General features: G+C 37.2%; 17 protein-coding genes. All 17 read left to right on the plus strand.

What is annotated here, in order from left to right:
- Positions 1-40: 40 nt before the first annotated feature.
- A complete protein-coding gene (locus tag AC1DFT_RS09175; protein ID WP_477918878.1) occupies positions 41-904 on the plus strand; it encodes a 3-hydroxyacyl-CoA dehydrogenase in 864 nt (287 codons plus the stop codon).
- 1 nt (position 905) lies between these two features.
- Positions 906-1685 carry an enoyl-CoA hydratase/isomerase family protein gene (locus AC1DFT_RS09180; protein ID WP_477918879.1) on the plus strand — a complete coding sequence of 260 codons (780 nt, stop codon included), beginning with the start codon at positions 906-908 and terminating at the stop codon, positions 1683-1685.
- Between the two features lie 14 nt (positions 1686-1699).
- Positions 1700-2860, plus strand: a complete 1161-nt coding sequence (locus tag AC1DFT_RS09185; protein WP_477918880.1) for an acyl-CoA dehydrogenase family protein — start codon at positions 1700-1702, stop codon at positions 2858-2860.
- Between the two features lie 2 nt (positions 2861-2862).
- The gene (locus AC1DFT_RS09190) at positions 2863-4062 is read left to right on the plus strand and encodes a thiolase family protein (protein WP_477918881.1); all 1200 of its coding nucleotides are present in this window, start codon (positions 2863-2865) and stop codon (positions 4060-4062) included.
- Positions 4063-4238: 176 nt separating this feature from the next.
- On the plus strand, positions 4239-5579 hold the full coding sequence (locus AC1DFT_RS09195) for a hypothetical protein (RefSeq protein ID WP_477918882.1): 1341 nt from the start codon (positions 4239-4241) through the stop codon (positions 5577-5579).
- 302 nt (positions 5580-5881) lie between these two features.
- The gene (locus tag AC1DFT_RS09200) at positions 5882-6283 is read left to right on the plus strand and encodes an FAS1-like dehydratase domain-containing protein (RefSeq protein WP_477918883.1); all 402 of its coding nucleotides are present in this window, start codon (positions 5882-5884) and stop codon (positions 6281-6283) included.
- Between the two features lie 11 nt (positions 6284-6294).
- Positions 6295-6675 (plus strand): MaoC/PaaZ C-terminal domain-containing protein, encoded by a 381-nt coding sequence (locus tag AC1DFT_RS09205; RefSeq protein ID WP_477918884.1) that lies wholly within the window; start codon positions 6295-6297, stop codon positions 6673-6675.
- 37 nt (positions 6676-6712) lie between these two features.
- Positions 6713-7489 carry an enoyl-CoA hydratase/isomerase family protein gene (locus tag AC1DFT_RS09210; protein ID WP_477918885.1) on the plus strand — a complete coding sequence of 259 codons (777 nt, stop codon included), beginning with the start codon at positions 6713-6715 and terminating at the stop codon, positions 7487-7489.
- A gap of 93 nt (positions 7490-7582) precedes the next feature.
- Positions 7583-8323 (plus strand): 3-oxoacyl-ACP reductase FabG, encoded by a 741-nt coding sequence (gene fabG, locus AC1DFT_RS09215; RefSeq protein ID WP_477918886.1) that lies wholly within the window; start codon positions 7583-7585, stop codon positions 8321-8323.
- Positions 8324-8424: 101 nt separating this feature from the next.
- Entirely contained in the window at positions 8425-9600 is a 1176-nt protein-coding gene (locus tag AC1DFT_RS09220) for a TAXI family TRAP transporter solute-binding subunit (RefSeq protein WP_477918887.1), read from the plus strand.
- A gap of 65 nt (positions 9601-9665) precedes the next feature.
- Complete coding sequence (locus AC1DFT_RS09225) at positions 9666-11576, plus strand: TRAP transporter permease (protein WP_477918888.1); 1911 nt, start codon at positions 9666-9668, stop codon at positions 11574-11576.
- Between the two features lie 62 nt (positions 11577-11638).
- Positions 11639-13786, plus strand: coding sequence for an acetate--CoA ligase family protein (locus tag AC1DFT_RS09230; protein ID WP_477918889.1), 2148 nt, complete (start codon positions 11639-11641; stop codon positions 13784-13786).
- Between the two features lie 16 nt (positions 13787-13802).
- Positions 13803-14228: a PaaI family thioesterase gene (locus AC1DFT_RS09235; RefSeq protein ID WP_477918906.1), complete on the plus strand. Its 426-nt coding sequence runs from the start codon at positions 13803-13805 to the stop codon at positions 14226-14228.
- A 25-nt stretch (positions 14229-14253) separates the two neighbouring features.
- Positions 14254-15426 (plus strand): acyl-CoA dehydrogenase family protein, encoded by a 1173-nt coding sequence (locus AC1DFT_RS09240; protein WP_477918890.1) that lies wholly within the window; start codon positions 14254-14256, stop codon positions 15424-15426.
- Positions 15427-15453: 27 nt separating this feature from the next.
- Positions 15454-16242, plus strand: a complete 789-nt coding sequence (locus AC1DFT_RS09245; RefSeq protein WP_477918891.1) for a citryl-CoA lyase — start codon at positions 15454-15456, stop codon at positions 16240-16242.
- A 279-nt stretch (positions 16243-16521) separates the two neighbouring features.
- Positions 16522-18306, plus strand: a complete 1785-nt coding sequence (locus AC1DFT_RS09250; protein WP_477918892.1) for an acyl-CoA dehydrogenase family protein — start codon at positions 16522-16524, stop codon at positions 18304-18306.
- 155 nt (positions 18307-18461) lie between these two features.
- On the plus strand, positions 18462-19457 hold the full coding sequence (locus AC1DFT_RS09255; RefSeq protein WP_477918893.1) for an NAD(P)H-dependent flavin oxidoreductase: 996 nt from the start codon (positions 18462-18464) through the stop codon (positions 19455-19457).
- Positions 19458-19820 lie beyond the last annotated feature (363 nt).

Consider the following 19820-nt stretch of genomic DNA (forward strand, 5'->3'; position numbering starts at 1 on the left):
GGAAATTAGACTTAAAAAGTTAAAGACCAGGGGGTAAATCATGAAGCAAATTACGGTTGTTGGTGCTGGTATTATGGGAAAAGGAATTGCATATACGAGCGTGGTGTCCGGGTTTAAAGTCTTTTTGAACGATTTGAACGATGAGATATTAGCTGAAGCCCAGACTGAGATTAATGCAATGCTTGATAAGAGTTTACAACATGGTTATTTGATAAAGGAGCAATATATAGAAGCAAAAGAGAATCTTTTATATGAATCGGATTTAACTGTGGCGGCTAAAGATGCTGACTTAGTAATAGAAGCAGTTTTGGAAAAAATGGATTTAAAAATTAAAGTATTTCGCGAGTTAGATAGCATCTGCAAGCCTAAAGCCATCTTGGCTACAAATACCTCGACAATGAGCCCTACTGAAATAGGAGCGCAAACAAAACGACCAAATCAAGTGGTTGCAATGCATTTCTTCAATCCAGTTCATAAAATGAAATTGGTAGAAATAATTAGGGGGTTAGAAACATCGGACGAAACGGTTGAATTTGTAAAAAGCATTGCTTTATCAATGAAAAAAGAATCTGTGGAAGTGAATGAATTCCCCGGCTTTGTCACCTCTAGAATGAATTGCTTGATAGGTAATGAAGCGATGAATATGTTGATGGAAGGCGTAGCGTCTGCTGAGGATATCGACAAAGCGATAAAATTAGGCCTTAATCATCCTATGGGTCCTTTAGAGCTTGCTGATTTGGTAGGACTCGATACCCGCTTACGAAATATGGAGTATTTGCATAATACACTAGGTGAAAAATACCGTCCGAGTCCATTGCTAACTAAATTTGTGAAAGCTGGTAGGTTCGGTAAAAAAAGCGGACGTGGGTTTTATGATTATACATCGGATGGGGAGGGACGTTGAATTGAAAAACTATGAAAATATAATTGTAGAAAAAATCAACGGTATCATGTGGCTGACATTTAACCGTCCGGAAATGAGAAATGCACTTGATTCGAAAACACTTAGTGAAATAGATACTGCATTCACAGATGCGGAATCAGATAAGGCAGTAAGGGTGATAGTGATCAAAGGCAATGGTGGAAAGGCTTTTGCCGCAGGGGCAGATATTAAACAACTTCATGAACGTGCTGCACTTGAAATGCTCGCTCCTGGTATGCAAGGTCTATATTCCAAAATTGAAAGCTCTAGCAAAGTGACAATTGCAGCTGTGCAAGGCTTTGCACTTGGCGGTGGCTGTGAACTGGCACTTGCATGCGATATTAGAATCGCTACAAAGAATGCAAAGTTTGGACTACCAGAACTGAATTTGGGAATTATTCCAAGCGCAGGTGGTACTATACGTCTGGCAAAGGTCGTTGGAAAGGGAAGAGCGCTTGACATGATCTTGACAGGAAAAATCATTGATGGAGAAGAAGCTGAGCGAATAGGTTTAGTCACTTATTTTACAGAAGAAGAACGTTTCACTGAAACCATTGAAAAAGTTGTTTCAGACATTATGAAAAAAGGACCGGTGGCAATTCAACTTGTCAAACTTTCAATACACAAAGGTTTCGACTTGGATTCAGGAGCAGCGATGTGGATTGAAAAACTATCCCAAGCAGTTGCATTTAGTACAGAAGATAAAAAAGAAGGTACCTTAGCTTTTTTGGAAAAAAGGGAAGCGAAATTTACTAATAGATAAAAGGGGAGAATGGTATGGACTTTAATTTTTCAGAAGACGTTATTCTATTAAGGGAAACTATAAGAAAATTCGTCCGTGAAGAAGTAGAACCGCTTGCAATGGAGATTGAAGAAAAGGATGAAATTCCCCAAAAAATAGTGGAAATGGCAAAAGATATGGGACTATTCGGATTAAGTATACCCGAAGAATATGGTGGACTTGGTCTTGATTTGGTTGGCAAATGTGCAATATACGAAGAGATAGGAAAAACGCACAATGGTTTTACCACACTAATAGGTGCGCATACTGGTATTGGGTCTGTTGGAATTGTTGAACTTGGGAATGAAGAGCAAAAGAAAAAGTATTTGCCAAAAATGGCTACTGGTGAATGGATCGGGGCATTTGCTCTAACAGAGCCAAGTGCAGGATCAAATGCAGCTAAATTAAAAACAACTGCTGTAAAAAAAGGCGATAAATATGTGATTAATGGGTCGAAGCACTATATTACAAACGCTGTCGAGGGTCATATATTCACAGTAATGGCTGTCACTGATAGCTCAAAAGGTGCGAAAGGAATCACTTCGTTCATTGTCGAAAAAGATACACCTGGATTCATCGTAGGGGCTGTTGAGCAGAAAATGGGATTAAGAGGCTCTCACTCTGCCGAACTGTTCTTCGACAATATGGAAGTTCCGGTGGAAAATGTGTTAGGAGACGTAAATCAAGGGTATATTAATGCGTTGAAAATACTTGCGAACGGACGAGCGGGTTTAGCTGCAAGGAATCTTGGATCTTGTATCAGATTGTTGGAGCATTCTCTTCAATATGCTCATGAACGTGAACAATTCGATCAAAAGATCGTTGATATACAAGCGGTACAACATATGCTTGCTGAAATGAGTATGCAAATCGAAGTGTTAAAGTCAATAACGTACCGGGTTGCATGGATGGCAGACCAAAATATGAGGGTCGTAAAAGAAGCTTCAATTGCTAAACTGTTTGGTTCTGAAGTATATAACAAGGTAGCTGATCTTGCGTTGCAAATTCATGGTGGTATGGGTTATATGAAAGATTATCCTATAGAAAGATATTATCGCGATGCAAGAATTACAAAAATTTATGAAGGTACTTCTGAGATTCAAAGAAATATAATTGCTAGTGAACTTAAACGCGGTTATAAAAATAAGGAGCTATGAAAATGAGAGAATCCTTTATTGTTGAATCAGTAAGAACAGCAGTTGGTAGGATGGGTGGCTCTTTAAAAGATATTACGGTCGACCACTTGGCGGAAAAAGTTATTCGAGAGTTAATGGTAAGAATTAATACCGAAATCGAAGTAGATGAAGTTATTTTGGGTCAGGCAAAACAAAGCGCGGACACTTCGAATTTGGCTCGTTTAGCAGCACTTAAAGCGGACTTACCAGTTACTGTACCAGGCTACACAGTGCATCGTCAATGCGGTTCTGGTTTACAGGCGATTAATAACGCAGACCAACAAATAAGGCTAGGATTATCTAACGTAATAATTGCAGGCGGAGCGGAAAGTATGAGTACGGCGCCGTATTATATCCGAAAAGCACGTTATGGTATTGGAGTTGGAAACGGTTTATTATTGGATCCCAACACAGAAAGTCAACCATGTTCTCAACCTAGTGAAAAGTACGGAGATTTAACAATGGGGTATACTGCTGAAAATTTGGCAGAGCAATATGGGATTACAAGGGAAGAGCAAGATGAATTTGCAATGAGAAGCCAATTGCTAGCTGAATCTGCAATTATTGAAGGTCGTTTTGAAGAGGAAATCGTGCCAATCGAGGTGAAAGGGAAAAATAGTCGCAGCTTGTTTAAAGTCGATGAACACCCAAGGAAATCTACTAAAGAAGAATTGGCAAAACTTCGTGCTGTTTTTAAAGAGGGTGGCTCAGTTACTGCGGGAAATGCAAGTGGAAGAAATGACGGTGCATCAGTTGTTCTTATAATGTCAGAGGAAAAAATGAATGAATATAACTTAAAACCAAAAGCGAAAATTATAGCTCAAGCCGTAAGTGGTGTTTCTCCGGAAATTATGGGAATTGGTCCAATTACTTCAACTCAAAAAGCGTTAGAACAATGTGGATTGACAATAGATGATATTGACTTGATCGAGTTGAATGAGGCTTTTGCTGCACAAGCATTGTCTGTCATTAAAGGAATAGGTATTCATATTGATAAGGTGAATGTTAATGGTGGAGCAATTGCACTTGGTCATCCGATCGGCGCTACGGGAGCAATATTGATGACGAAGTTACTTCATGAAATATCTAGAAGAAAGTCAAAATATGGACTAGTGACATTATGTATTGGTGGAGGGCAAGGAATTACAACAATCATTGAAAATCTTCAAAACCATGATTCTTAAGATTTTGTATCTTGTCTAAATATAATGGGGTTGCATGTAACTACAAAAAATAGATATTCATTTATTGAAATCTACTATTTGAGAAGAGCAACTTGAATTTCATATCGTTTTACTACTCTTCGGTTAAGACTAAAAGGAGGACATAACTGAAGAATACAGTAGAGAGAGGGTTAAAAATGTTACGTTTTACTCTCATCATGATTATGTGTTTCCTGTATATGATAGACTCCTATAGTTCTAATAAAGTACTAAGTGTATTATTTCTTCTTGTAACAGTCGCCGTTTATATCGTGATAGTTTTAAAGACAGAGAAAAAAATGCGAACGTTTACATTATTTCTTTTTATCACAGGAATGGTCATCCATTTAATAAATGGTAAACATGGTTTAGAGTTATTCGAAGGGATTTCACAAAACATGCCATTGTTGGCAGTTTTAATATTAGCACCTCTTATTTCAATACCATTGAAACGTGAAGGGATTATTGATCCGGTTGTATTGAGTTTTACAAGAAATATAAAGGAYGAACGTAAAAACTTTTATGGTGTAACTTCTTTTATGCTCTTATTGGCACCCATCCTAAACATGGGATCTATACGTATGGTCCATGGTTTAGTCGAGAATATCGGGATTCAACCTAAAACGTTGTCGAGTGCCTATTACACAGGTTTTACGTCTGCTATCGTGTGGTCACCTTTCTTTGCTTCTGTAGGTCTGATCATATACTTACTAGATATTTCTTATATGTCCTACATCTTGGTAGGAGTATTGTTTGCATTCATTCAGGTCATTGTAGCAACATTACTACTTCGGCCAAATGCTGTTACTTTACTGAAAACGAAGCGTTTAATTGGAAACGATAATGCTGATAAATCTCATTATAAGTACATTTTTTATCTACTCATCTTTTTCCTAGGTGTTCTTCTCCTATTAATAGGAATGGAGGCAATCCTACATAAACCGATGTTACTTTTAGTAAGCTTTATATGTATTATAGTTCCGAGTGTTTGGGTTTTAGCAAGAAATAAATGGGACGTTGTAAAATATGAATGCAACTTATTCAAAAATAATTTATTGCAAGGGTATAGGATGGAAATCACTCTATTTTTAAGTGCAGGATTGTTTGGAAATGCAATTGCAAACACACCGATGGTTAAAGTATTGGGAAAAGTAATGGAATGGTCAGTCCACGAATCATTAGCAATACTGTTTTTGTTTATTCTACTAATTGTCATATCCATGTCGATGATAGGTGTTCACCAAATTATTGTGGTTCCAATAATCCTAACGACACTTATGGGAACTGAAGTTGACTTTAACCCGATAACTATTGCATTTATGTGCATATTTTCTTGGATGTTGTCTGCGTCAATTAGTCCAATGAATGCATTGAATATAATAATTAGTCAAAATGTTAAAGCACATGGAATAACTGTTGCTTATAAGTGGAATGGGATCTATTTTCTCGTTGTTACATGTATTGCATTCGTTTATGTATATATTATAGATTTCATCTGAACCTTAAGCTTATCGTACTAGAATTATAGTGTAACAAATAATTATTTTTTTGTTAGGTTGTTCTGAATATTCCATAAAACGTTTATAATAACTATTTTTGTATGTAAAATAAAAAGCAGAAGAATCAACAAGTTTTTTTAAAAAGTTACTTGTTTTTATTGGGCTTAATATTTTATATGCAAAAAATGAGGCATTCAAAGTAATGTCTTAATTTTTTGAAGTTAATAGTCCGAATATTCATAATTGTGGTTATTTAGTCCTGAAAAGATTAAATAAATCAGGCAATATGGAGGGGAAACCAAATGAGTAAGGTAATCGAGGTAGGTACAACTTTCGACGAATTTATTTTTAAATTAGAACTAGGAAAAGTAAAAGAATTGATGGTGGCAATTGGAGATGGAAATCCAGCATACACTTCTGGAAAAATGCTGCCACCTACAATAGCAACAATCATCGATCTTTGGGGTGGAAAAACTCCATACGGACAATTGCTTGGGTTAAACCTTGAAAAAGTTCTGTATGGCGGTCAAAAATATGAATATTTGAAAAGTATTAAAGTCGGCGATGAGATTACCGTTACAACCGAAATTACAGAAATCCAAACTAAGAAAGGTATGGACTTTTATACTGTAAAAAGAGAATACAAAAATCAGAAAAAGGAAACGGCAATTATTGGCTACACAACAATAATTGAGAGACATTAAGGAGGATACAAATGCATATTGGATATGAATTTCCAACATTGAAAAAGGAAGAAATAACACATACTCAACTCGTTCGTTATGCAGGTGCATCAGGTGATTTCAATCCTATTCATACAGTAGTTCCTTTTGCAGAGAAAGTAGGTTTAGGTGGTGTCATCGCACATGGAATGCTAATTATGGGGTTTGTAGGACAAGCAATCGGAACTTGGTTCCCAAAGAAGGAACTGCTAGAGTTTTCAGTCCGTTTCAAAGCGATGACTAGGCCTGGAGAAAGCATAACAATTATGGGTGAAATAATTGGCGAGGAAGATGACCAATGGGTGTGTGTTGCTTCTGCCAAAAATGGGGAAGAAGTAAAAGTGTCAGCTGAGTTTCGTGTTGAAAAAAATTAACTTGATAAATGACAGCGTTCAAAAAGGAGGAAATACATTGGAATCGTGTATTAAATATGAACTGAATAATAATGTTGCTATTTTATCTCTTAATAATCCAAAAGAACTGAATGCAATGACGCTTGAAATGCGGGAAAAACTATTGGAACTTTTACAAGAATGTGAGAAGTCACCGGAAGTGAAGGTCATAATTTTGAAAGGAGAAAACGGTAATTTCTGTTCTGGTAGTAGTGTTAAGGGGATGGGGAATCGAACCATTCTAGGAACCTTTAATCATATGAAATTGTTTAGCGGAGTAATTTCAAAAATTTATAACATGGATAAAATCGTTATTTCCATGGTAGAAGGCTATGCAGTTGGTGCCGGATTTAGTTTAGCTTTAGCAGCAGACATTGTCTACGCGTCAGATGATGCTAAGTTTGGACTTGCTTTCAATAAACTTGGGCTTATACCAGACTGTGGATTAAATTATTTTCTTCCCCAATTAGTTGGACCGTATAAAGCTAAAGAATGGATTTTGAGTGGATCCATGATTTTGGTGGAAGAGGCAAAAGAAAACCGTATTGTGAATGATATTATTCCAAAAGAGAAGCTATTTTCGACTGTAATTGAAAAAGCGGAACAATTTGCTTCAGGGCCTTTCTATACGAATATATTTACGAAAGAAATCATCAATAAATCGAGTCAACGAACTTTGGAAGAAACATTGGAAGCAGAACGCTATTCGCAAACAATTCTACAGCAAACGGAAGATCACAAAGAAGGGATAAATGCTTTCAGAAATAAACAAAAACCTGTTTTTGTAGGGAGATAGGGAAATTTATTTTTAAAACGTTTAGCAATATTATGTAATCCATTAATTGGAGAGTAGTATTGATCAAATTATTCGGAGAGTAGGTCTTATTATATGAATCTAGCAAATAAGGTTGCGATTGTAACGGGTAGTGGACAAGGAATTGGAAGAGATACAGCATTGACTCTTGCAAAACATGGTGCAGATATTATGGTAGCCGATATGAACTTGGAKGCCGCGGACAGTGTTGTGAAAGAGATTGAAAAGCTGGGAAGAAAGGCGATTGCCTGCAAAGTAAATGTTAGCAATAAGGATGATGTATACCAATTGGTTAATAAGACTATTGAAATATTTGGAGATTTGGACATTCTAGTAAACAATGCTGGAATTACTCGTGACGCGATGATGCATAAAATGACCGAAGAGCACTTCGATCAAGTTATTCAAGTGCACATGAAAGGGACATTTTTATGTATGCAAGCAGCTTCTTTGCATATGAGAAAAAAAAGAAAAGGTAAAATTGTAAACATCTCCTCAATATCAGGAAAGATTGGAAATATGGGACAAGTGAATTATGCAGGAGCAAAGGCAGGAATTGTAGCAATGACAAAGGTTGCTGCAAGAGAGTCTGCTAGATATCAAATAAACGTCAATGCAATTCAACCGGGTTTTATAGACTCTGAGATGACACGCGCCATGCCAGAGGATGTGCGACAAGCAAGGATATTAGAAATTCCATTACAAAGACCGGGGCAGCCTGAAGATGTTGCAAATGCAGTTGTATTCCTTTGCTCAGAATACTCAAATTACATTACTGGTACTGTTATCGAGGTTGCCGGTGGCCGATCAATGTAGCATTACCATTCCAATTAATTTATGAAAGCAACCTGAATTAGTAATAATGAAGAATATTAGTACGGGAGAATATAACATATGAATCGAAGGGGCGGAATTCAATGTTGAAAAACAAATTGGGAATATTGTTACTATTAATTTTCACATTAATAATAGGAGCTTGTGGAAACTCAGCAGCTAGCGGTGAAGGAAGTGTAAAAGGGACTTCAACTAAAGATGGATCAATAGAAGGTTTAGCTGATCAAATGGTTTGGAGTGTATATGATGTAGGCTCGGGAGGATATATAGAATCTACCGCTATTGCAGATGGAATGGCAAAAAAATATGGTACGCAAATCCGCCTTTTACCATCTTCAAGTGGTGTAGGAAGAATGCAACCAATGAAAAACGGTATGGCGGAAACTGGACGTTTGGGTGATGAATACCAATTTGCGTTTGAGGGCAATTATGAATTTGCTACTAAGGCATGGGGTCCACAAGATATGAGAGTCGTTTGGGCACCTTTCAGCTATCTCGGATTTGTTGGTCTAGAAAAATCCGGTATTGAAACAATTGCAGATTTAAAAGGCAAGAAAGTACCTTTTATTACAGGGAACATGTCAGTGAATCTAAAAGCTGAAGCTGCGTTAGCATTTGCTAATTTAACTTGGGATGACGTGGAGAAAGTTGAGTTGTCGAGTTATGGTGGTCAAGCTGATGCATTAAAAAATGGACAAATTGAAGTTATATTCATGAATCCAACAGCATCAGTATTACTAGAATTAGAAAGTATGGAACCAATAAAATGGATTCAAATGGCTGAGAATGATAAGGAAGGTTGGGAACGTGTTCAGAAAATCGCTCCATGGGTAGTTCCTAGTCCGATGGAAAATGGTGCGGGCATGACGAAGGAAAACCCAGTAACAATTATGGGTTATGGTTATCCTGTAGTTTCATATGCAGACCAAAGTGCGGAGAGCATATATGCATATGTAAAAGCAATGGATGAAACATTTGATGATTGGGTTGGAGCTGCGGCTAATCTTCATAACTGGGGCAAAGATAGTATTCTAGTAGAACCTTTCGGAGTACCGGTACATGAAGGAACCATTAAGTTTCTAGAAGAGCAAGGATTATGGACTGAAGAGTATCAAACTAAAAACGAGGAGTTAATCGAGCGATCTAAGAAATTGAAAGAGGCTTGGGATCAAACAGTCGAAAAGGCAAAGCAAGAAAGTATTAGTGAAAAAGATTTTCCGGAATATTGGATGAAAATGAAGAGCGAACTAGTTAAATAAATTTGAGATTATGCATCGAAGGTAAAACTTCGGTGCGTATTACTAAAAAGAAAGCGGTGTAGAAAATGAAGCCTAGAATTACAAAGTTTTGGGGCGGTATAGTTACCGTACTAACCGTGTTAGGTATATTAATAACCGTAAACCAATTATTTTACCTTGGGATATTTGGCATTAAACCAATTAATTCAGCTTATCTATATTTTCTCATAGCAATGTTCATGCCCATCGCCTTTATTCTTCATCCATTTAGCAAAAAGATGGAGAATAAAAGTGTTCGATGGTATGACGTCTTATTGGTTGTTCTTTCATTTGGAATTCCGCTTTATATGGGAGTAAACGCACAAAGAATTATTAGTGAGGGATGGGAGTATATTTCACCTGCTTTGGCCACAGTATTTAGTGTTGTTTTTTGGTTTATTATACTTGAAGCACTTCGTCGTGTAGCTGGTCTTCCAATTATKATAATTAGTGCAGCTTTTTCTTTTTATCCTTTGATTTCAGGTTCTGTTCCCATTGGATTCTTGTCGGGACAGTCTTTTGATTTTCTTACAACAGCAAGAAATCATGTAATGAGTACGAATAGCGTTATCGGTATCCCATTTGACACGGTTGGATCATTATTGATTGGTTTCATGCTATTTGGTGTTGTTTTGACGGCTTCTGGTGGAGGGGATTTTTTCTTCAACCTAGCGCAATCTCTTTTTGGTAGGTATCGTGGGGGTCCAGCGAAAGTAGCTGTAATTAGTAGTGCTTTTTTCGGAATGTTAAGCGGGAGTGCCATTTCAAATACAATTACAACAGGTGCGATGACAATTCCTTCCATGAAAAAGGCAGGCTATCCAGCTCATTATGCAGGGGCTATTGAAGCAACCGCATCAACTGGTGGAACAATCACCCCACCAATCATGGGGTCAGCTGCTTTTATTATGGCGTCATTCATAGGTGTTCCATATGTGGAAATCGCTATGGCAGCGGCAATCCCTGCTTTCCTTTACTTTTTTGCCCTTCTGATCCAAGCGGATGGATATGCAGCAAAAAACAAATTAAAAGGAATTCCGAAATCAAACCTGCCTTCTTTCGCGTCAACCTTAAAGCAAGGATGGCCATTTCTAATCGCATTAGTTTTGCTGACTTACTTGTTAGTGGTAATGCGAAACGAAGGTCAGGCACCATTCTATGTAAGTATTCTTCTTTTTGCACTTGCTATGATTAAGAAAGAAACACGTTTTAATATGAAGAAACTATATAGCCTGGCATTGGATGCGGGTAAAATACTTTCAGAATTAACATGCTTAATTGCGGGAATTGGCTTTATCGTTGGCGCATTATCAATTACTGGTGTTTCATTTTCGTTCGCTAGGGAACTAGTTTCTGTAGCTGGCGATAATATGTTCTTGATATTAGTGGCAGGTGCGATAACTAGTTTTATCCTTGGAATGGGTATGACAGTTTCGGCAGTGTATATTTTCCTTGCAGTGGTAATGGCTCCAGCATTGGTACAGTTCGGGATTGACCCAGTTGCTGCTCACTTATTTGTTTTGTATTGGGCTACAGTTTCCTATATTACACCACCAGTGGCACTTGCTTCTTTCGCAGCAGCAGGGATTGCGGATGCAAATCCGATGAAGACAGGGTTTACATCAGTCCGACTGGGTATTGTCACTTTTATTGTTCCATTCATCATAGTATACAATCCTGCATTAATAGGTCGAGCTTCTTTACCGGAAGTAATTATGGTTGTGGGAACTGCGATAATAGGAATATTCTTACTTTCATCAGCCTTGGAAGGTTACGTTTTATGGGCGGGAGATATTAGAAGCAAAGTGCTTCGAATTGTTTTAGGACTGACTTCTTTATTAATTATTGCCCCATTCCTTCTTTCGAGCTTAATAGGAATTGGTATATCGATAATTCTACTAATGGCAATTCGAATGAGTAATAAGAGCGCACTCCAATCCAAAGAGATAGCTACTTAAAGTTAACCAACCTGTGAATGTAATAGTTTAATAATATCTGTTAAACAAAGGAGGATTTATTTATGTCTACTAGAGAATTAAAAGATTTTTTTCATCCTAAATCAATTGCAATTATAGGTGCTTCTGCAGACTTTACAACAATTAGTGGAAAACCTATGAAAAATCTAATTCATAGTAATTTTAAGGGGGAAATTTTTCCTGTAAATCCAAGATACGATGCAATTGAAGGATATAAATGTTTTGACAGTATTTTAGATATTCCGGGAAAAGTGGATTTGGCAATGATTGCAGTTTCCGCTTCCCGTTTAATCTCCATAATGAACGAATGTATTTCAAAAAATGTCAAAAATATCTTGCTTTTCAGTTCTGGCTTTGCCGAAATTGGGGAAAGCGGAAAAGAGATTCAGAATGAAGTAGCGAAGATGGCGCAAGAGAATGATATTCGTATAATTGGGCCCAATAGTGTCGGGTGTTTAAATGTAAAGGACGGTATTCCAATGGGGTTTGCGACTTCAATGGAGGCTGAAAATGGGTTTGTCAGAGGAAACATTGGACTTGCTTCACAGAGCGGAGCACTTGGGTTTTCCGTCTTTGGTTTAGCTCAAGAAGAAAACCTTGGGTTCACATATGTGATAAATACCGGGAACGAAATGGATGTTTCCACCGTGGATTCAATCGAATTCATGCTCGAAGATGATGAAACTACGGTAATTGCGGCCTATATGGAAGGAATCCCTAATGGGCAACATCTAATAACGGTAGCAAAACGTGCAAAACTATTGAAAAAACCATTGATTATCCTCAAGGCAGGTAAGTCTGCAATTGGGAAGGAAGCAGCTTCGTCCCATACAGCTTCATTGGCGGGATCGGAAGAAATGTTCCAAGTAATCGCTAAACAATACGGCATTATTACTGTTAAAGACATTGACGAAATGATTGATGTCATGAAGATTGTCTCCAGAAGAAAATGGGCAAATGGCAGGAAAGTTGTAACGATTTCAAACTCTGGAGCGGCAGGAATTGCGATGGCTGATTTCAGTGAGGAGTTTGGTTTAATTCTGGAACCATTGCAAGGAGAAACGAAAGAAAAAATTGATGCCACAATCCCCTCTTATGGTTCAGCATTGAACCCAATTGATGTTACGGCACAAGCATTAAAAGAGCAGCATATTTTAACTGAAACAGTAGAAACTTTGGTGAAAGATGACAATACCGATATTATAGTTATTCAAACTACCTTTGGTGGAGTGTTAGGTGAACAGATTTGCAGAAAAATTGTAGAAATTGATAAACGGGAAGAAAAGCCGATTATCGTAACAGTAACAGGAACCGAAGAATTGACTGGTAAAGGTAGGCAGGTTTTACGAGAAAATGGTGTTCCGGTTTATAAAACGACTTATGATACAATGTTGGCCGTTAAACACTTGGCGGAGCTTTCTGAATTTTATCAGAAAGAGACAAATTTAAGTAGTCCCGTTACTCATGCTTACAAGCTAGAGAATGAGCAAGCTAAAACTCGAGTTTGGACCGAAGTTGAGTCAAAAATTCTCTTGAAACAACTGGATATCAGAGTTCCTGGAAACACTGAAATCCAATCGGTTGGACAGATAGATAGTTATGTGAAGGGACTTAAATTTCCACTGGTTGCGAAAATTATATCCAAAGATATTTTGCATAAGACAGATGCTGGTGGCGTCAAATTAGGTATTCAGAATATTGACGAAGCCAAGCAAGCTTTTATGGACATAATGGAAGCGGGTAAAAATTATAACCCTAACGCACATATCCAAGGTGTATTACTTGAAGAGATGTTAGATAAAAATGGAGTTGAAATGTTCATAGGAGTAAAGAGTGATCAGCAATTTGGTAGTTTCCTAGTTTGCGGTTTAGGCGGAATATTTATTGAAGTCTTAAAAGACATTTCGATACGTCACATTCCGATTACAAATGAAGAAGCAAATACGATGGTGAAGGAATTAAAAGGATATCCTATGCTATTAGGAACGCGTGGACAAAAAAGATTTGATATAGAGGAATTTGTTGGTGCGCTCGTCAAAATTTCCGATTATGTCGACCAGCAAAACGGAACATTGAAGGAAATGGATATTAATCCGGTCGTTGTGCTGAAAGAAGGAGAAGGGATAATCGCGCTTGATGGATTATTTGTTTGGGACGAAGTGGAATCTGCATACTTGGTATCAAATCAATAAGGAGTGAAAAGCTTTGATGAAAACAGATACAGACTACTTGGAATGGTTAAAAAACCATTTTGAGAGTTCTCCCTATTGGAAGAATCTTGGCATCACCTTTCATTCCTTGGTTCAAGGTGATGTATGTGTAAAACTCGTTGTAACAGAAAAAGTCTTGAATAATAATAATACGCTTCATGGTGGTGCAATTGTTTCTTTATTGGATGTAGCCATTTCCTCAACATTGCGCTCTTTACAACCGGACCTAGTTACTACAGTATCACTTACTACAAATTTCATTAACCCAGTAATTTTAGGGAAAACAGTTTATGCCACAGCTAATGTTGTTAGTTCTAAAAGTAGAATACAATACGTGGAATCAGAGGTTTTGGATGAAGAAGGTCTTATAATTGCAAATGCTGTTGGTATTTTTTCACTTTTAAAAAAGAAAGAAGAAAATTGAACTAAACACATGGGAGGTAGTAATTTTGAACTTTGAATTATCTGAAGATATAAAGAATATAACCAGAACTGTACGTGATTTTGTATACAATGAGGTAGATCCTCTTGCTAATCAAATTGAGCTAGATGACGAGATTCCTAAGTCCATTATGGATAAAAGCAAGGAACTTGGCCTATTTGGTTTAAGTATTCCTGCAGAATACGGGGGACTCGGAATTGGCATGGTAGGGAAATGTGCTATTTTTGAAGAACTGGGTAAGACAGCGAATGGTTATACAACCGTTATTGGAGGCCACACAGGAATAGGTACTGTTGGAATTGTTGAAATGGGAACTGAGGAACAAAAAAGAAAGTATTTACCCAAAATGGCTTCAGGAGAATTTATCGGTGCGTTTGCCTTAACCGAACCTAGTGCTGGTTCCGATGCTTCAAACCTTAAAACAGTGGCAGTACGTCATGGAGATAAATATATCTTAAATGGTTCAAAACATTATATTACCAACGCTCCCATTGCCAGTATTTTCACGGTTATGGCTGTAACGGATAGTGGCAAAGGAGCTAAAGGTATTACATCATTCATTATAAATAAAGATAATCCTGGATTAAAAATCGGGAAGAATGAAGCGAAAATGGGTCTGCGAGGTGCACATTCAGTGGAGCTATTCTTCGAAAATTGTGAAGTACCGATTGAAGATGTATTAGGTGAAGAGGGCATGGGGTATGTGAATGCCTTGAAAATTCTTGCAAATGGTAGAGCAGGGCTTGCTGCACGAAATCTCGGATCATGTGTAAGGTTATTAGAACTTTCTGTTGACTTTGCAATGGAACGAGTTCAATTTGGTAAACCCATTTTCGAACAGCAAGTAATCCAACATTACTTGGCAGAAATGGATTTAGAAATTGAAACTCTTCGTAGTTTGACTTATAGAGTAGCTTGGATGGTTGATCAAGGAATGAATGTTATTAAAGAAGCTTCTATGGCTAAACTGCTTGGTTCAGAAGTATATGGAAGAATTGCGGATAAAGCCGTTCAAATTCATGGTGGTCTTGGATACATGCAGTCATATCCAATAGAGCGATTTTATCGAGATGCAAGAATAACAAGAATTTATGAAGGAACTTCAGAAATCCAAAAAAATATCATTGCTGGGCAATTACGAAAAAAATATAATTCCAAAATAGAGTTAGTGACCGTCTAATATCAAACCAAACTAGGAGGAATAAAGATGAAATTTGAAACAAAAGTGGGTATTTCACATACGGATAAGATTTTTGTACATGGATATGACCTTGTTGAGGACTTGATGGGGTCAATTACACTTGCTGATATGGCGTTTCTAGGTGCTAAACATAGGAAACCAACCGAAAATGAATCAAGAATGTTGAATGCAGTAATGGTCGCAATTTGCGAACATGGTTTTACACCAAGCTCAATCTCCACAAGACTGACGTACTTGGGAGCACCAGAAGCAGTTCAAGCAGCAGTAGCAGCAGGGTTATTGGGTGCTGGTTCGGTATATTTAGGGGCAATGGAACAAGTTGCAGAAATGTTAGAAAAGGGCTTCCAGAAACATGGAGAAGATAAAAGTGCTAGCGAACTTGCCGCTTTAATATTGGCCGATCGTGCTGAGCAGGGTCTTCAATTACCGGGATTTGGACATCCAATCCATAAACCGGTTGATCCAAGAACGATAAAATTATTCGAACTCGCAAAAGAACTTGGTTTTTATAAGAAAAATTCGGAAGTAATAAACGAAATTAGTAAACAGTTCAATGCTAGTAAAGGGAAGTCAATCACTTTAAATGCAGTTGGAGCAATAGGTGCCGTTCTTGCAGATATGGATTTCGATCATCGTGTAATGAAATCTTTTGCTGTAGCGGCTAGAGCTGTTGGTTTGGTTGCCCATATTGTAGAAGAAATTGAGATGGGTAGGAAAGATAGTGTTGGTCAAAAACTATTTGATTTCATTGAGGAGAATACAGATTATACTGTAAAGCTGGCTAGTAAAGTTTGATGTCTTAACCTTGAAACAGGGATGAATGACAGAGGTAGAATAGTGGAAATAACAAAAATTAAGTGCCATGTTTAAAATAGTTGAACTAAATTCATTGATTGGCTTAATTAAAGATGATAATGGGAACTGTTAGATACCAAGAAGCTTGGTGAAAAATTAAGAATTATTTCTGTGGATTTACTGGGATTCATCCCTAAGTCTCTTGTGAATTTGTATTTTGCTGTATAGAGCTTTTTCATTTATATAAAAGATAATTTTACTAAAATGGAGGTATGCTCAATGTCGGTGACTTCATTACTAAAAAATGAATTTGTTGGAAAAATGCCTGATACAACAGGGCTTAATTATTTTGATGTAGATCAAAACTTAATATTTCTGTTAAAACGGTATCTTTCTGATGAAGACTTTAATCGTGCAAAACCGCTGCTTGCTGAGTTGGGGGAAATCGCTGGAAATAAACTCGATCAACTATCTCGTACAGCAGATAAAAATGCTCCGAAACTGCAATCTTATGATGCAAAAGGAAATCGGATTGATAAAATTGAGTTTCATCCTTCTTACCATGAAATGGAACATTTGGGGTACAGTAAATTCAGTATGGTGGCTATGTCACATAAATCTGGTGTAATGGGATGGCCAGAAGAATTTCCTTATGTTTTAAAATATGCGTTCTGGTACTTATTTGCTCAAGCAGAGTTTGGATTGCTTTGCCCGATGAGTATGACGGATTCAGCAGCACGAGTATTGGAAAAATACGCAAGTGAGGAAATGAAACAAAAATACCTTCCTCACCTTACGAGTACAGATATTGATGAACTATGGACCGGAGCTCAGTTTATGACTGAGAAGCAGGGAGGTTCCGACGTTGGTGCGAATACAATGAAAGCCAAAAAGGTAGGGAATCATTGGGAACTATGGGGAGATAAATGGTTTTGTTCAAATCCTTCTGCAGACATTGCACTAGTTTTGGCAAGACCGGAAAACACCCCAGTTGGAACAAAAGGTCTTGGTATGTTTTTAGTACCTCGAAAGTTAGAAGATAATACATTGAATCGATATCGAATTAATCGTTTAAAAGATAAAATGGGTACACTAAGTATGGCTTCAGGCGAAATAAGCTTTGAAGGTGCAGTCGGATATGAGGTAGGAGATATAAAAAATGGGTTTAGGCAAATGATGGCAATGGTAAACTCATCACGTCTCTCAAATGCAGTTCGGTCAACAGGAATGATTAGACGAAGTTATTTGGAAGCGCTGGAATATGCTCGTGGTCGCTCTTCTTTCGGAAGTAACTTGTCTGAATTCCCATTGATGAGAGAAACTCTCTTTGAACTTCTACTGGATAGTGAGACAACTACATCCATCGTTTTGCATACTGCCGAGATATATTCCAAAGCCGATAAGGACTCTGAAAAGAACCAAGCTCTATTGCGCATATTAACACCATTACTAAAGGGATATATATGTAAAAGGGCAAGGTATTTAACGGCTGAAGCAATGGAGGTAAGAGGGGGAAACGGGTACATTGAAGACTGGGTAAATTCGAAACTAGTCCGCGATGCCCATGTAGGCTCTATTTGGGAAGGCACGACAAATATATTGGCATTGGATGTATTAAGATCTTTAACAAAAGATAAAGTTGGGGATATCTTCTTTAATGATATCTTTGGACGTCTCGCGAATGTTAATAACCCTTTTTCAAAGCGAGTGGGAAAACAGTTGCGTTCGATTGCTGGTAACATCCAAGAACAAACTAAACGAATTGTTAAGATAGAAGGCTCAGAACGTGAGTTGCATGCTAAAAAAATAATGAATCGTATGTATCATATTTACGCAGCCAGTTTGTTACTTGAAGAAGCAGATTTTGAAGTTACCAACCAAAAAAGTTACCGAAAACTATTTTTGGCTATTCAGTACTTATGCCGTTATTTCCTTTCAAACGGTTTTGACGATGCATATTCGGTAGACAAGTCTCTACTAGATTCTTTTGATAAGATTGTTAACTGGGAACCAATATCGCAACATGTGATAGAAACATTATTAAATGAAATAGAATTCGTTTAATATAACTAGAATCCTATAATTTTGGACCCTGTATTTATACTAGGGTCTTTATTTTATATAAGGGGACTATTACTAATGCTTAATTAATGCTTTAAGGGATTTAACGTATTTAGAAAAAATTTTTCACTAAAAATGACTAAGGAGCTACTATTCGAATGCCAAAAAAAACGATTGCCACTATTAAAGATTCTTTAAAGATGCCGATTATACTGGCCCCAATGTTTTTGATTTCAAACCCCAATATGGTTATTAAAGCTTGCAGCGCGGGGATTGTGGGTTCATTTCCCGCATTGAATGCCCGAACAAACGAAATTTTAGAAGAGTGGATGATTCAGATTACAGATGAATTAGAAGCTTTAAAGATGAAAAAGCCAAATGAAAAGATAGCTCCATGGGCAGTTAATTTTATTTGCCATCGTACTAACAAAAGATATACTGAAGACCTGAAACTATTAAAAAAATATGAGCCGCCGATTGTCATTACTTCGTTGGGGGATCCGAGTCCAGTGGTGGAGGTTGTACACGAATATGGAGGTATAGTTTTATCGGATGTGATTAATATTAAGTTTGCTAAAAAAGCAATAGAAAAGGGAAGCGATGGATTGATTCTCGTTTCTAACGGAGCGGGCGGACATGCTGGAACCTTAAATCCAATTTCCTTTATCCATGAGGTAAAGGAGTTTTGGGATGGACCTATTATCTTGGCTGGAGGAGTCTCAACAGGGCAAGATATTCTCGCAGCTGAAGTATTGGGAGCAGATCTTGTATATATGGGATCCAGGTTCATTGCTACTGAAGAAAGTTTAGCGGTGGATGAATATAAAGGAATGGTTATTCATTCGACAATTGAAGATGTCTTATACACCGATGTGTTCAGCGGTATTCATGCGAATTATCTTATTCCAAGTATTAAAAAAGCGGGACTAGACCCTAGTAATCTAAAAGATAAGAATGAGATGGATTTTTCTACTAGAAGTAATAACAATCATATTAAAGCTTGGAAGGATATATGGGGGGCCGGACAAGGAATTGGTTCGATAAAAAAAATTCAATCGGTTGCAGAAATAATTGAAGAACTTCAAATGTCATATTATGCTGCAATAAAAGCAGTAGCGTATGACAAAAGGGCATTAAATAACTTACGTTTTTAAAAGTATATGAAAGCAATATCAAAAAAGGCGTTTCATATCCGAATATGAAACGTCTTTTTTGATTGGCGCTTCCCTAATCACCAAAATTCGACATTACAAAATAAGTAAATATAACTAGATTATTCACCAACTAATACAAATTCCTACTGAAAAGCTGGCTTGTCGACTTTTCAGTAGGATTCTCTTTTTCATATGAAATTAACTCATGTAAAAAAAATGGTTCTATAATATTTGTTGGGGTTTTCCTACAATTGTGCATAAAAAAATGCACGTAACTTCTGTTTCTTTTATACTTGAATTGTCGAGAAACAAGTATGAAAAGGAGCTACGTACAAATGCATTTTAACATGAATATCCCAGGAT

Source organism: Psychrobacillus sp. 05T411 (genome assembly GCF_056396485.1).